Source organism: Thermocatellispora tengchongensis (genome assembly GCF_014202315.1).
GTDB lineage: Bacteria > Actinomycetota > Actinomycetes > Streptosporangiales > Streptosporangiaceae > Thermocatellispora > Thermocatellispora tengchongensis.
The window spans coordinates 189,903-204,214 of the sequence record NZ_JACHGN010000018.1 but is presented as its reverse complement, the minus strand read 5'-3'; the positions used below and the strand labels follow the sequence as shown (position 1 = coordinate 204,214).

At 72.1% G+C, this 14,312-nt stretch carries 11 protein-coding genes; 4 read left to right on the top strand and 7 right to left on the bottom strand.

Going from position 1 to position 14,312, the window contains the following annotated elements:
- Window positions 1-19: 19 nt before the first annotated feature.
- Together HNP84_RS35595 and HNP84_RS56390 are read left to right on the top strand one after the other, a co-directional pair.
- Entirely contained in the window at window positions 20-1,378 is a 1,359-nt protein-coding gene (locus HNP84_RS35595; RefSeq protein ID WP_185054408.1) for an ABC transporter substrate-binding protein, read from the top strand.
- A 198-nt stretch (window positions 1,379-1,576) separates the two neighbouring features.
- Window positions 1,577-4,294 carry a CBM35 domain-containing protein gene (locus HNP84_RS56390; protein ID WP_185054407.1) on the top strand — a complete coding sequence of 906 codons (2,718 nt, stop codon included), beginning with the start codon at window positions 1,577-1,579 and terminating at the stop codon, window positions 4,292-4,294.
- 73 nt (window positions 4,295-4,367) lie between these two features.
- Here the strand turns inward: HNP84_RS56390 and HNP84_RS35585 are convergent, their stop codons facing one another.
- From HNP84_RS35585 to HNP84_RS35565, 5 genes are read right to left on the bottom strand one after another with little or no spacing between them, the layout of a single operon-like run.
- Window positions 4,368-5,411 (bottom strand): MBL fold metallo-hydrolase, encoded by a 1,044-nt coding sequence (locus HNP84_RS35585; protein WP_185054406.1) that lies wholly within the window; start codon window positions 5,409-5,411, stop codon window positions 4,368-4,370.
- A gap of 28 nt (window positions 5,412-5,439) precedes the next feature.
- Window positions 5,440-7,020 carry a bifunctional 3-(3-hydroxy-phenyl)propionate/3-hydroxycinnamic acid hydroxylase MhpA gene (gene mhpA / locus HNP84_RS35580; RefSeq protein ID WP_185054405.1) on the bottom strand — a complete coding sequence of 527 codons (1,581 nt, stop codon included), beginning with the start codon at window positions 7,018-7,020 and terminating at the stop codon, window positions 5,440-5,442.
- Window positions 7,017-8,885: an acyl-CoA synthetase gene (locus HNP84_RS35575; RefSeq protein WP_185054404.1), complete on the bottom strand. Its 1,869-nt coding sequence runs from the start codon at window positions 8,883-8,885 to the stop codon at window positions 7,017-7,019. The genes mhpA and HNP84_RS35575 overlap by 4 nt, the downstream gene beginning before the upstream one ends.
- Before the next feature lie 39 nt (window positions 8,886-8,924).
- Window positions 8,925-10,037 carry a VOC family protein gene (locus HNP84_RS35570; RefSeq protein ID WP_185054403.1) on the bottom strand — a complete coding sequence of 371 codons (1,113 nt, stop codon included), beginning with the start codon at window positions 10,035-10,037 and terminating at the stop codon, window positions 8,925-8,927.
- 14 nt (window positions 10,038-10,051) lie between these two features.
- Entirely contained in the window at window positions 10,052-10,975 is a 924-nt protein-coding gene (locus tag HNP84_RS35565; protein ID WP_221337179.1) for a fumarylacetoacetate hydrolase family protein, read from the bottom strand.
- Between the two features lie 150 nt (window positions 10,976-11,125).
- Here HNP84_RS35565 and HNP84_RS35560 point away from each other — a divergent pair, with 150 nt between their 5' ends.
- Together HNP84_RS35560 and HNP84_RS35555 are read left to right on the top strand one after the other, a co-directional pair.
- On the top strand, window positions 11,126-11,770 hold the full coding sequence (locus HNP84_RS35560; protein WP_221337178.1) for a TetR/AcrR family transcriptional regulator: 645 nt from the start codon (window positions 11,126-11,128) through the stop codon (window positions 11,768-11,770).
- Between the two features lie 60 nt (window positions 11,771-11,830).
- Window positions 11,831-12,400: an AAA family ATPase gene (locus HNP84_RS35555; RefSeq protein WP_185054400.1), complete on the top strand. Its 570-nt coding sequence runs from the start codon at window positions 11,831-11,833 to the stop codon at window positions 12,398-12,400.
- A 109-nt stretch (window positions 12,401-12,509) separates the two neighbouring features.
- Here HNP84_RS35555 and HNP84_RS35550 read toward each other — a convergent pair whose 3' ends face one another.
- Both HNP84_RS35550 and HNP84_RS35545 read right to left on the bottom strand, forming a co-directional pair.
- Window positions 12,510-12,734, bottom strand: a complete 225-nt coding sequence (locus HNP84_RS35550) for a DUF5988 family protein (protein ID WP_185054399.1) — start codon at window positions 12,732-12,734, stop codon at window positions 12,510-12,512.
- Between the two features lie 75 nt (window positions 12,735-12,809).
- Entirely contained in the window at window positions 12,810-14,294 is a 1,485-nt protein-coding gene (locus tag HNP84_RS35545) for an acyl-CoA carboxylase subunit beta (protein WP_185054398.1), read from the bottom strand.
- Window positions 14,295-14,312: the final 18 nt, after the last annotated feature.

Here is a 14,312-nt window from a genome sequence, read left to right as displayed (position 1 = left end):
CGCAACAAGGAGATCTGGCATGCGACGAATCACGCGCCTAGCCGCCGTCGCGACGATGCTGCCACTGGCCCTGGCCGGGTGCGGCAGCGGAGGTGACAGCGGCGGCGACGCCGCGAGCACCGAGAAGACCGAAATCAGCTACTGGCTGTGGGACTCCAACCAGCTACCGGCCTACCAGGCGTGCGCCGACGCGTTCCACGCCGCCAACCCCGACATCACCGTGAAGATCTCACAGTTCGGCTGGGCCGACTACTGGACGAGCCTGACGACCAACCTCGTGTCGGGCAACGCGCCGGACGTCTTCACCAACCACCTGAACTACTACCCCGAGTTCGCCGCCAAGCGGCAGATCCTGCCGCTGGACGACTTCATCAAGGCCGACGGCGTCAAGACCGACGCGTACGCCCCCGGCCTCGCCGATCTGTGGGTGTCGAACGACGGCAAGCGGTACGGCCTGCCGAAGGACTTCGACACGGTGGCGATCTTCTACAACAAGAAGATGCTCGCCGACGCCGGGATCAGCGAAGACGAGATGAAGAAGCTCACCTGGAACCCCACCGACGGCGGCACCTACGAGAAGGTCATCGCCAAGCTCACCATCGACGAGAACGGCAAGCGCGGCGACGAGCCGGGCTTCGACAAGTCGAAGGTCAAGGTCTACGGCCTGGGCCTGGACGAGAACAACGGCGCCGGCGTCGGCCAGCAGATGTGGAGCATGTACGCGCTGTCCACGGGCTGGCAGTTCACCGACAAGAACCCGTGGGGCACCAGGTTCCGGTACGACGACCCGCGCTTCCAGCAGACGATCGCGTGGTGGCGCGGGCTGATCGAGAAGGGCTACATGCCGAGCCTGGCCATCGCCAGATCCGGCACCAGCGTCAACGACGGCTTCGGGGCGGGCAAGTACGCGCTGTCCACCAACGGGTCGTGGATGATCAACTCGTACTACGGCTACGACGGCGTCGAGGTGGGCACCGCGCCGACGCCCGTCGGCCCCTCCGGCAAGCGCGCGACCATCTACAACGGCCTGGCCGACTCCATCTACGCCGGGACCGAGCACAAGGACCAGGCGTGGCAGTGGGTCAAGTACCTGGCGTCCGCCGACTGTCAGAAGAAGGTCGCCGAGAAGGCCGTCGTCTTCCCCGCGATCCCCGAGGCGCTCACCATCGCCGAGGAGAAGTTCGCGGCCAAGGGCATCGACATCAGCGCGTTCACCGTGCAGATCCACGAGAAGACGACGTCGCTGTACCCGATCACCGACCACGCCAGCGACATCAGCGCGATCATGGGTCCCGCGATGGACGCGGTGCTGAGCTTCGAGGCCGACCCGTCCTCGCTCAGCAAGGCGAACGACGAAGTGAACGCCCTCTTCCAATAGCGCGTCGCGCTCACGGCGGCGCGGCCCGAGCCCGAGCCCGCCCCCGTTCGCGACACCCCGGCGACCGGCCGGGAACTCTCTGCCCGAGCCCGGCCGGCCACCGATACACCGAATCCCCTATCCGAAATCGGCCAGCAGTTGGAGAGCTGGAGGAGAAACATGCCCAGATTAGCAACACCCTGGCGAGTCACATCGGCCGTGGCCGGTGCGTTCGCCCTCGTCATCGCGGCGGTGAGCGCCGGCACCCCGGCGTACGGACAGGAACCCGCGGCCCAGCAGCTCGTCGTCGATCTCGGCGAGCGGACCGGCGCCTTCCGCGGCGCCGCCAGCGGGGCCCTGTACGGGCTCAGCGACGAAGGCGTGCCCAGTGACAACACGCTGGAACCGCTGCGGCTGACCACCGTCAACCAGAAGCCGCCCGCGGGCGCCCAGCACCCCAACGGCGACGCGCTGGTGGTGGCGGCCCCGTTCTTCCGGAACGGCGGCCAGTACATCCAGATCAACGTCCAGGACATGTACGCCCAGTGGACCTATGAGAACGCGGGCGGCGTGATCCCCTGCAACCAGGTCTGCTTCGACGACTACATGAAGAAGCTCGCCTGGGTGGTCGATCAGGTCAAGAAGAGCCCGTACGCCGACCGCATCGTCTACGTGCCGTTCAACGAGCCGGACGGCATCTGGTACAACACCTCCACCGGCAACGCCGCGCAGTACCAGACGCGGATGAACGCCCTGCTGACCCAGTGGAAGGCCGCCGTCGAGTACATCCGCGAGCACCACAAGGGCGCGCGGGTCATGGGCACGAACGACGCCGTGTTCCGCGCCCGCAACTACGGTGACTTCCTCACCTACGCCCGCGACAACAACGTGCTGCCCGACTTCGTGTCGTGGCACCAGCTCGACTCCAGCGGGCTGAACCCCCAGAACGCGAACTACTTCCGCAACAACTACCGGGTCTACCGGGAGCTGGAGCGGGAGCGGGGCATCTCCCCCATCCCGATCAACATCAACGAGTACGGCGGCAACCGCGACCTGACCGTGCCGGGCCAGCTCGTGCAGTACGTCTCCATGTTCGAGGAGGCGAAGGTCGACGCGGGCGGCAAGGCGTACTGGACCGCGGCCGGGCTGCTCGGCGGTGACGTCGTGGAGACCAACAAGCCCGGCGGCGGCTGGTGGTTCTACAAGATGTACGCCGACATGGCCGGCGGCGACACCGTCAAGGTCACTCCCCCGGCCGCGACCACGGTCGACAAGCTGGAGGCCATCGCGTCCATCGACGACCGCCGCCGGCAGGCGCGCATCGTGGCCGGTGGTGGCACGGCGACCGACTTCGACGTGGTCGTCGAGGACATCGACGAGGAGCTGTTCGGCGAGAAGGTGAACGTGACCCTGGCGGCGACCACGTGGAGCGGCCAGAACTCCGACGCCCCGCCGCCGGTCGTGCTGCTCGACCAGGACTTCACCCCCGAGAACGGCAAGCTGGTGATCCCGGTGCGCGGGCTCGGGGTCAACGGTGACGGCGGGCCGAACATCGACCTGATGGCGGCGTACGAGATCGTGCTGTCGCCCGGCGGCACCGGCACCCCCCGGCCCGTGGAACTGCCCTGGCGAGCCTCGTACGAGGCGGAGCTCGCCACGATCACGGCGGGAACGATCAGCACCTTCGGGACCCCGGCGAACTGGAACGCGGCCGCCACCTCCGGCACCCGCCACGTCGGCAACCTCACCCAGAGCAACAGCGCGGTGACCTTCGGCGTGGAGGTGCCGAAGGCAGGGGCGTACAAGCTGAGCATCCTGTACGGCAACCAGACCGGCCAGCCGTCCCAGCAGGTGCTCACGGTCAACGGCGGTCAGGCCCAGTTCGTGGACTACCAGGCCACGCTGAACTTCCAGTGGCGGACCCGCAAGGACGTCGTGGTCCAGCTCGAGGCGGGCGCGAACCAGATCAGCCTGGCCAAGTCCCACCCCCAGCTCGGCACCGCGGCCGGCCAGGCGACGCTGGACCGCATCGACCTGGAACCGGCTCCGGCAGGCCCGGCCACCCGGCACTACGAGGCCGAGCGGTCGCAGACCAAGGGCGAGGTGACCTACGAGTACGACAAGCGGCAGCAGTCGGGGGCGGGCTTCCTCACCCTCAAGCGCGGCGGTGAGGCCATGTTCACCGTCTACGCCGAGGAGGACGGCTACTACGACCTGGAGTTCCGGCACAACAGCCCCGGCAAGCGCGGCTCGGTCACCGCGAACATCGGGCTCGACCGGCGCGCTGTCAGCGGCGCGGTGCTCCGCGCCAACCCGGGCGGCGGCTTCTGGAAGACCGACCGGCACCGGCTGTTCCTGTCGGCGGGCGTCAACCGGGTGACGGTGGAGCCCACCGGCCCCACGCCGGTGCGCCTGGACCGGGTGAGCGCGACCCGCGCGACGTCCGGCCCTCAGCCGGTGCAGGTGATCGAGGCCGAGGCGGCCACCCGGTCCGGCTCGGCCGCGGTGGAGAACCACGGCTACGCCTCCGGTGGCAAGTACGTCGGCTGGGTCGGGCAGGGCCCGCAGAACCGGCTGACCCTCCAGGTGGACGTGGACAAGGCGGGCGACTACCTGCTCGTCGTGCACTACGCCAACGACGAGCGGAAGTCCGGCCACGTCTACAACGCCGACATCATCTCGCGCCCTCTCGACATCTCGGTCAACGAGGCCCGTTCGAGCAGGTACTGGTTCAAGAACACCTGGTCCTGGGGCAACTGGTGGGCGCGCGGCGTACCCGTGACCCTCAAGGCCGGCACGAACACCATCACCCTGTTCAACGACCCCGCCAACGGCGCGAAGGCCCAGGGATGCCCGACTCCGTGCATCCCCGAGCTCGACAGCCCGTGGGGGCCCAACCTCGACAAGTTCGCCATCGCACCGATCAAGACCGGCTGATCCTTCGCCCCGGGTGGGTGCGGCCACAACCGCCCCCACCCGGGGCTCCCCCCATCGCGGCGTCTCTCCGCCGTCACAGGACGATGAGGAGGCCGTCGGAGCCCACGGTGATCTCGCCGTCGTAGTGGTCGGACATGCCCTCGGTGAACAGACGGCGGGCCACGAAGCCGTCCGGGTAGGGCGTGAGGTGGGTGAGGACGAGGTGCTTCACGCCCGCCTGCTGCGCCTGTTTCGCCAGGGCGATGGTGTCGGCGTGGTAGGGGATGGTGCGTTCGGCCACCTCGGCGTCCTGGGTCCGGCCGAGGTCCCGCATGATCGGGATGGCCCGGCGGACGAGGTGGGAGGCGTAGGCCTCGTGGACGACGAGGTCGGCGTTCTGCATCGCGGGGAGGTTGACGGGGCTGACCTCCGTGTCGCCGCTGACGAAGACCTTCTTGCCGCGATAGGTGACGACGTAGCCGAGGGCGGGGGCGACGGGCTCGTGGGCGACGAGACGGGCGTCGATGGTGACGCCGCCCTCGTCGTAGACGCGGACGGAGCGGGCGCCGTCGGGGAACTCGATCTCGGTGGGGACGGCGTCGGCCGCCGCGCCGGTGGCGTCCAGGTGGGGCATGTTCTCCTTGCGGTATCCGTGGTCGAGCGCGTAGGCGGAGTTCAGGCCGCCGACGACCTGGTCCAGGCCCACCGGGCCCCAGATGTCGAGCGGCTTGGCGCGGCCCCAGATCCAGGTCGCGTTGACCAGGGAGGCGAGCCCGTTGAAGTGGTCGGAGTGGAAGTGGGTGATGAACACCCGCTCCAGTTCGCCGATGGGCACGTCGGACTCGGCGAGCGACTTGGTGGTGCCCTCGCCGGCGTCGAACAGGAACATCCTGCCGCCGGCGGCGACGAGGGTGCATGCCTGGGCGCGGGCGGCGCTGATCTCCGGCGAACCGGTGCCGCACAGCAGGACGCGGATGTGCTCGGTGTCCTGGACGAAGGCGCGGTCGGTGTCGTCCTTCAGGCGGTCGTGGATGACGGCGTCGATGATGCGGTCGCGGCCGAGGTGGACCGCGACCGCCGCGACGGCCAGGACGGTGAGCAGCACCGCCAGAACGATCCGCGTCTTTCTCAGTTTCACAGGCGGTTTCCCGGGGGTTCGGCTTCCGTCACAGGGACGGGGAAGCGAGGAGGGTCAGCCAGCCGGGCGCCGAGGGCCCGGCGGGCGGGAGGACGGTGAGGACGGTCCGGTCGGGCCGGACGACGACCGCCGACCCGCCGGTCCGCTTCAGCCAGCCGCCGAGGACGTCCTCCCGCCCGGTCCGCGGCGCGCCGTCCGGGGGCAGGATCTCGGTGCCGCCGGGACCGACGCGTACGACCGTCGCGTGCAGGGCGGCGGCCAGGCGCGCGGTCTCCGGGGTCTCCGGGCGGGCGGTGACGACGGCGAATCCGGGGCCGATGAGGTCGTCGAGCCTGTGCCGGGCCCCGCCGACGGTGACGAAGGGCTGGGGCACGAGGGTCCCGGCCGATCGGGACCCCGCCACGAGGGGGCCCGGCCGGAGCCGGGGCGAGACGCCGCGCAGCATCAGCGGCGTCAAGGCGGGCAGCCTGAGCACCCTGGCCAGGGCGGCCCGCCGCAGGGACGCGGTGCGGCCCTGGCCGCCGGTCATCGCCCACCCGGTCGAGACCGCCATCCGTATGACCCGGGTGACGTGCGGTTTCCTTTCGCTCTCGTAGGTGTCCAGGAGCCTGCCGCCGCGGATCGGGTCGGCGCCGGCCGCGGCGAGCTTCCACGACAGGTTGGCCGCGTCGCGCAGCCCGGCGCACATGCCCTGCCCGATGAACGGCGGGGTGAGGTGGGCGGCGTCTCCGAGCAGGAAGAGCCGCCCCCGCCTCCACCGGTCGGCGACGCGGGCCCTGAAGGTGTAGGACGCGGCGCGGATCAGCTCGATCTCCGAGACGGGGACGTCCCGGGTCCAGGGAGCGAGGAGCCGGGCGAGCGCGTCGGGGGCCGTGAGGTCCTCGGCGGTCTCGCCGGGGTGCATCCGGAACTCCCAGCGGTAGCGTTCCGGGCCGATCCGCATGAAGGTGGCGGCCCGGCGGGGGTCGCAGATCTGGTCCACGCCGTCCCATGCGCCGAGCCGCCGCGCGCAGCGCCCATCGACCACGAGCCACCGCTCGGTGAACCGCAGGTCGCGCATCCGGGCGCCGATGGTCCGCCGGACCAGGCTGTTGGCCCCGTCGCAGCCGAGCACGGTTCGCGCCGCGACGGTCTCGACGGCCCCGGTGGCCAGGTCGCGCAGCACCACCCTGGCGGGCCGGGCGGCGTCACCGGGGTCGATGCGCTCGGCCTCGACGCCGGTGCGCAGCCGGATCTCAGCGTGCCGGCCGAGCTCGGCGCGCAGCAGCCGTTCCAGGTCGGGCTGGTCGAACAGGTTGGCCTCGGGCCAGCCGTAGGCGCCGACGAGCTTGTCGCGCCGGAACTCCGCGATGGTCCGGTGCCGGCCGTCGAGCAGGCGCATGCCGAGGGCCGGCCTGCTGACGGCGCTGAACTCCTCGGCCACGCCGGCCTTCTGCAGGATGCGCAGCACCTCGTCGTCCAGATGGACGGCCCGGGGCAGCGGGTAGACGTCGGGGTGGCGCTCGACGACGAGACTGCGCACGCCGTGCCGGGCCAGCAGGATCGCGACCGTCAGCCCGGTCGGCCCGGCCCCGAGGATCAGCACGGGTTCCGGGGCCTCGGCGGTCACGCGATGACCTCATGGGTGAAGGCGTACCTGTCGAGGTCGGCGGTCAGCGCGCCCGGGTCTCCCCCGCCGGTCAGCCGGACCGAGGCGTGCGGCCGCCCGTCGCGCGTCTCGACCTCGACGTGCCCGGTCAGGCCCGCCGCGTCGAGCGCGGCGCGCACCAGGCGGCGGACGGCGTCCTCGACGAGCGCGGGCTTGAAGACCTTGCCGACCAGCGTGGCCGGCAGGCTGTCCACCACGTGCACCGCCTTCGGGGCCGCGGCGGGCTCGGGGGCGTGGGCGCGCGCCCAGGCGAGCAGTTCCGCCTCCTCCGCGCGGGCCCCCGGGGAGAGGACGACGTAGGCGACGGGCACCTCTCCCGAGTGCGGATCGGGCGCGCCGACGACGGCCGCGGCGTCCACGTCGGGACGCCCGAGCAGGCACTCCTCGATGGGCAGCGGGTCGATGTTGTGGCCGCCGCGGATGATCAGGTCCTTGGCGCGGCCGGTGAGGTAGACGTAGCCGTCGGCATCGACCCTCCCGAGGTCGCCGGTGAGCAGCCATCCGTCGAAGACCTTCCCGGACGGGTCGGGCGCGGGCCCGTCGGGTCCGGGCCGCAGGTAGCCGGGGAAGACGCTGGGCCCCTTGATCGCCAGGACTCCGGTCCGTCCTGGCGGGCAGTCCGTCAGCGGGCGTTCCGCGGCGTCCACCATGACGGCCTTGACCTGCTGGTAGGGCAGCCGGAGCCCCACCGAGCCCGCACGCGGCGCGAGCGCGGGCGTGGCGGCGGTCGCGCAGGTGGCCTCCGTCAGGCCGTAGCCCTCCAGCATCGGCACCTTGGCGGCCTCTTCGAACGCGCGCCGGACCTTGCGGGGCAGCGGGGCCGCGCCGACGGCCCCGGCGCGCAGGCTGGAGATGTCGGCGTCCTCGGGCACCTCCGGAAGCGCGGAGTAGACGGTCGGCACGCCGGAGAAGCTCGTCACCTTGTAGTGCTCGATGATGCGCCAGAAGTCGGCCATGAGCGCCTTGTCCCGGTAGCCGAGCGGCCCGAGGCTGACGACCGGCGTCCCATGCAGGAACGGGCCGAGCCCGGTGACGTGGACGGCGTTGACATGGAACAGGGGCAGGCCGGACAGGACGACGGAGTCGTCGAGATAGGCGCCCGAACAGCCCAGCGCCCAGGCCATGTACACCTCCATGGCATGGGTGTGCGGGGCCACCTTGGGCACGCCGGTCGTCCCGCCGGTGTGGAAGTAGGCGGCCAGGTCGTCCGGCCGGGGACGGCGGGCGGTGCGCAGCCCGCCGGACGGCTGCCGCGCGGCCGGCGCGTCGAAGGCCGCTCCCCCGGCGTCCGGCGGGGAACCGACGGCGGCCAGGACGAGCGGCCCGGGCAGCCGGGCGGCGACCCGCCGTGCCTTGGCCCACAGTTCCGGCGACACGCCCGGCCCGGGGGCCAGCAGCAGCCGGGCGCCGGTGAGGCCGAGGATGTCGGCCAGGTGGTCCTCGGCGAGCATCGGGTTGACGGGAGCGGCGATCCCCACGGCCTGGGCGCCGAGCAGGGCCGCGTAGGCGGCTCCGGAGTTCGGCAGCATCGACGCGACGACGCCGCCCTCGGGGACCCCGAGGGCGAGGAACGCGTTCGCGGCCTGGTGCACGCGCTCCAGCAGCGTGCCGTAGGTCCAGCAGGCGGCCTCGCGCCAGGGCAGGCCGCCCTCTCCGAGCAGGTACAGGGCGGGCCGGCCGGGGTGCGCGGTCGCGGTGCGGTGCAGCAGCTCGTACGTGCTCGCGGGCAGGTCGCGTTCGTCCAGGGGGACCGCCTCGACGGCGGGCAGGTCCTCGGGCCGCAGGATGAGCGGGCGGTCGCCCTGGGTGTGCGCGGCGGCGGTCATCGGAGTCTCCTCGAACAGGCAGGGGCGGGAGGCGCGGGGTCAGGGGCGCATCGCCTTGGCGAGGGCCAGCAGCCGCGGCAGGTCGATCTCGTTGTCCGCGCGCAGGGCCGCGATGGCGTCGCGCAGCAGGGCCGGGGACGGGCCGCCGCCGAGGAAGTCGGCGGTGGCGGGCGGCCCCCACTGGGCGAGTCCGGAAGCCGACATCGGGGCCCAGCCCGGCTCGACGGACGCGTCGAAGCGGTCGCCGTCGGTGAAGTGCTCCAGCAGCAGCCGGTCGGGGTCGCGCCAGTAGTCGAAGATCTGGCTTCCCTGGATGTGCCGGCCGATCCCCCACGAGCGCCGGTAGCCGCGCTCCTTCAGGTACTCGCCTCCGGCGGCCAGGGCGTCGAGGTCGGCGACCTGGTAGGCGGAGTGGACGTAGCCGGTGCCCGGCCCGAGGTGCAGCGCGAGGGTGTGGTGGTCGGCCGGTTCACTCCCCCGGTCGCAGCGGATGAACGCCATGGTCGGGCCCCGGTCACGCTGGCCGTCCAGGTACAGGAAGTCGCTGACGATCAGGCCGAGGTGCTTGAGGAACCAGTCGAGGTCCCGCAGGAAGACCGTGGTGGACAGCACCACGTGGCCCAGCCGCTCGACCCGCGCGGGTTCGCGCGGCGGACGCTGGACGGCGTTGACGCGCTCGACGCGCGCGCCGCTGTTGAGCGTGAGCGGCCGCTGCAGATCCAGGCCGCCGTGCTCGGGCGCGCCGTACACGACCCGGACCTCGATCCCCGAAGGCGTCCGCGCGGAGACGTACCGGCCGCCGCCTTCCAGGTCGGCGACCTCGCCGCCGGTCGCGCCGGCCAGCCGCCGCAGGTCCCCGGCGTCGGCGGCCTGGAAGACGAGCCGGGTGAACCGGGAGGCGGTGTCCTTGCGGATGACGAGGCAGTCGGTGCCGGGCAGCGCCCCGCGCAGCCGCAGCAGGGCGGGTGTGCGCTCGACGGCGGTGAAGCCGAAGTCGCGGGCGAAGGTCTCGGCGCGGCGCAGGTCCGGCTTGCCGAACTCCAGCCACGCGAGGTCCACGACCTTGATGACGGGATCGGCGGCCCGTCCCGGGTGTTCGCCGCTCAGCGCGCCCTGCTCGCTGTGCAGGCCCTTGTGCGGATCGGTGTGCATCCTTCCCCTCCCGGTCAGACGGACCCGACGGGGGTGCGCTGCTCGCCGAGGTCGAGCGCGCCGTCGTCGGTCCGGATGCGCAGGGTCATGACGTCGCCGTCCTGGAGGTAGGCGGGGTTGGCGCCCTGGCGCCGGAAGAACACCTTCCATTTGACGTGCGCGGGCAGCAGAGCGCCGAGTTTCTCCGCCAGCGGTCCGGGCGAGCGCAGCGCGGTGCCGCCCGGGGTGCCGGTGAGCAGCACGTCGCCGGGCTCCAGCAGCTGGAAGCGCGACAGCAGCGTCAGCGCCCTCGCCGGGGTGACGATCATGTCGGACGCGGTGCCGTCCTGCCGGACCCGGCCGTTGACCGCGCAGGTCAGGCGCAGGTCCGCCAGCCGGGCGAGGTCTGCGGCGCCGGTGAGGAGCAGCCGGGGGCCGAGGGGGGTGAAGGTCGGATACGACTTGCTCTCGTAGAACTGGGTCTTGGGGAGCTGCAGATCCCGCGCGCTGACGTCGTTGGCGATGACGAGACCGGCGACGTACTCGGCGAGGTTCTCCTCGGTCACCGTGGTCCCGACCGGGATCGGGGCCCCGATCACGAGGCCGAGCTCGACCTCGTGGTCGAGCAGCCGCACGCCCTCCGGGCGCAGGACGGTCGCGTACGGACCGGTGATCGAGCCGGAGGTCTTGCGGAAGAACGCGGGCGGCACCCGGTCGGGGTCGAAGCCCGAGTCGGCGGCGTGCGACCGGTAGTTGACCATCTGTGCCACCACCCGGCAGGGGGACGTCACCGGGGAGAGCAGTTCGGCCTCTCCGGCCGGCTCGGCGGGACCGCCGTCGCGTGCCGCGGCCGTGATCGCGGCGCGGTCGGCGAGCAGTTCGGCGGTGGTCGCCGCGGCGGTCCGGATGGGGACCAGGCCGGCGGGCGTCTCGATCCGCCAGCCGGCTGTGGTTCTCACGATGGGCACGGTCATGGGCGTTCCTTGCGAAAACGGGCCGGTTCGGACGGGCCGGCGCTTGGGAGGGAAGCATCAGACCTGCCATCCGATGGCGTCAACAGCCATCAGTACTGATGATCTCATCAGAACTGAGGCATGTATCATCTAAAGGTGAGCAGCTCAGAAGAGACGGCGCGTCCGGTCAGCCGCCTGGACCGGCGCAAGGCCCGCACCCGGGCCGCGTTGATCGCGGCGGCCCAGCGGCTGCTGGCCGAGCAGGGCGGGACCGAGGCGAGCATCCAGCAGATCACCGACGCCGCGGACGTCGGCTTCGGCTCGTTCTACAACCACTTCACCAGCAAGGCCGAGCTGTTCGACGCCGCCATCTCCCAGGCGCTGTCCGACCACGCCGAACTGCTCCGGCGGGCGACCGCCCACCTGGACGACCCCGCCGAGGTCTTCGCCGCCTCGGTCCGCCTCACCGCCCGGCTGCGCGACACCCACCCGCGGGTATCCAAGATCTTCCTGCACACCGGCCTGCCCTACCTCACCGCGGGCCACGGCATGCCCGTGCACGCGCTGCGCGATCTGCGGGCCGCCGACGCCGCGGGCCGCCTGGACATCGGCGACCCCGAGCTCGCCGTGGCCTGCGTCGGCGGCGCCCTCCTCGGCGCCCTGCAGCTTCTCGACGCTCGCCCCGGCCTCGACCCCGACGCCGCGATCGAGCAGGTCACGGTCAACCTGCTCCGCATGTTCGGCCTGGACGCCTCCGAAGCCCGCCGCCTGGCCACCCGCCCCCTGCCCGGCCTCCCCTGACGCCCTGTCATGGTGGTCCGGTGCGTCACGGCACGAGGAACGACGAGTTGTGGAGGATCGATGGAGCTCGGCTCCGCGGTGGTACTGGTCACCGGGATCATGGCCTCGGGCAAGTCCACCGTGGCGCACCTGCTGGCCGAGCGCCTGCCGCGCTCGGTCCACGTGCGCGGCGACGTGTTCCGCCGCATGATCGTGTCCGGCCGTGCGGAGTTCCTGCCCGAGCCGAGCGCCGAGGCCCTGGCGCAGCTCCGCCTGCGATACCGCGCCTCCGCCGCCACCGCCGATGTGTACGCGCAGGCCGGCTGGACCGCGATCGTGCAGGACGTCGTCCTCGGCGGGTTCCTCGACGAGTACGTGGCGGCCGTACGGACCCGGCCCCTGTACCTCGTGGTCCTGGCCCCGTCGCCGGAGGCGGTGGCGGCGCGGGAGGCCGCGCGGGCGAAGACCGGCTACGGGGCCTGGACGGTCGAAATGCTGGACCGGTCGCTGCGGCACGAGACCCCGCGGCGCGGGCTGTGGCTGGACAGCACGCACCAGACCCCGGGCGAGACCGTGGACGCGATCCTCGCCCGGCTCACCGAAGCCCGGATCGACGAAGCCCGGATCGACGAAGCCCGGATCGACGACTGACCAGCACCGCCCGCGAGCTCAGGGCGGCGCCGGTGCGTCCGGGCGTGTCCGGGCCTGTCCGGACGTAGATCGCCGCCGGCCCGGGTCCCGGTGTTCCTTCCGGCCCGCGTCACTCCGCCACGTACGTGCGGCGGGCCCACACGAAGACCCGCAGCTCGCGGTCGCCGACGAGGGTCGTGTCGGTACTGGCCTCGAAGTGCTCGTAGCGGTTGCCGCACAGCACCTTGACCGTGGTCACGTTGAGGTCCGGCAGGTAACGCAGCCGCTCCTCGTCGGCGAGCGCCGTGCCGGGGCCGCCGCTGAGGAACACGTTGGGAGCGCCGTTGTCGTCCATGATCACCCTCACCCTCTGGACTTGCGATTCCAGCACGCTGAACGTGCGATTCCGGCACCTGCCTGCCCGGGACTCCTACAGCGGGATGTTCCCGTGCGTCCCGCGCTGGTGGGCCGCGTCGGCGAAGACCTCCGCCACCGCGGCCCGGGTCCGCGACGGGTCGATGACCTCATCGATCACCCCGAGCGCGAGTCCGCGCTCGACACCGCCGGCGAGCCGTTTGTGCTCCTCGATGAGCCGCGCGCGCAGCGCCTCGCGCTCCTCTTCGGGCGCGGCGGCGAGCGCCTTCCTGTGCAGGACGCCCACGGCCGACTCGGCGCCCATCACGGCGACCTCGGCGTCCGGCCAGGCGAACACCTTGGTGGCGCCCAGGGAACGCGAGTTCATGGCGATGTAGGCGCCCCCGTACGACTTGCGCGTGACGATCGAGACGCGCGGAACCACCGCTTCGGCGAAGGCGTACAGCAGCTTCGCGCCACGTCTGACGACGCCTCCCCACTCCTGGGCGACGCCGGGCAGGTAGCCGGGCACGTCGATCAGGGTGAGCAGCGGCACCCCCATGGAGTCGCACATCCGTACGAAGCGGGCGGCCTTCTCCGCGCTCAGCGAGTCCAGGCAACCGCCCTTGCGCAGCGGGTTGTTCGCCACGACGCCCACGGTCTGGCCGGCCAGCCGGCCGAGGCCGGTCACGACGTTGGGCGCCCACTTCGCCTGGAACTCCTCGAAGGTACCGCTGTCGCCGCCGGGATGCGCGGCCTCGGTGTCGAGGAGCCCGGTCACCAACGGCCGTACGTCGTAGGCCCGCCGAGGTGAGGCGGGCAGCAGCGCCCGCAGGTCCCTGGCCGGGCCCACCGCGTCCAGGTCCACCTTCCCGGGGACGGCGAGCAGGGAGGTCACGTGCCGGGCCCGCGACAGGGCGTCCTCCTCGGAGTCGGCCACGATGTGCGCCACCCCGGACTTGCGGCCATGGGCTTCCGTCCCGCCCAGGCCCTCCATGTCGATCCGCTCGCCGGTCACGCTGCGCACCACTTCCGGGCCGGTCACGAAGACCCGGCCGGCCGGCGCCATGATCACCACGTCGGTCAGCGCGGGCCCGTACGCGGCGCCGCCGGCGGCCGGGCCGAGCACCACGGAGATCTGGGGGATCTTGCCCGACGCGCGGACCGTCGCGGCGAAGATCCGGCCGATCCCGTCCATCGCCTCGATCCCGTCGGCGAGTTTGGCGCCGCCGGAGTGCCACAGGCCGATGACCGGGCAGTTCTCCCGGAGAGCGAGGTCGGTGGCGTCGGCGATGCGGTTGCACTCGCCGGCTCCCACGGCTCCGCCCATCACCCGCGCGTCGGTGCAGAACGCGATGACCTCCACGCCGTGCACCCGCCCGCGCACCACCGCCGTCCTGATCACGTCGCTCTCGTGGACGACGGTGAGGGTTCCCTTGTCCAACAGCCTCGCCAGCCGGATCAGGGGGTCGCGTGGGTTCTCCTCGGCGAAGGGCTCGCCCACCGGCTTGCCGCCGGTGCCCGCCGGCCCCGGCGGCGCAGGTGTGGACAGCTTCGTCATGGCGATCCCCTTCTCCAT

Bases quoted from the DNA above. Each gene is read 5' to 3' on its own strand.
- HNP84_RS35550 (WP_185054399.1), bottom strand. From the start codon at position 12,734: ATGGACGACAACGGCGCTCCCAACGTGTTCCTCAGCGGCGGCCCCGGC.
- HNP84_RS35545 (WP_185054398.1), bottom strand. From the start codon at position 14,294: ATGACGAAGCTGTCCACACCTGCGCCGCCGGGGCCGGCGGGCACCGGC.
- HNP84_RS35595 (WP_185054408.1), top strand. From the start codon at position 20: ATGCGACGAATCACGCGCCTAGCCGCCGTCGCGACGATGCTGCCACTG.
- HNP84_RS35575 (WP_185054404.1), bottom strand. From the start codon at position 8,885: ATGACCGCCGCCGCGCACACCCAGGGCGACCGCCCGCTCATCCTGCGG.
- HNP84_RS35570 (WP_185054403.1), bottom strand. From the start codon at position 10,037: ATGCACACCGATCCGCACAAGGGCCTGCACAGCGAGCAGGGCGCGCTG.
- HNP84_RS35555 (WP_185054400.1), top strand. From the start codon at position 11,831: ATGGAGCTCGGCTCCGCGGTGGTACTGGTCACCGGGATCATGGCCTCG.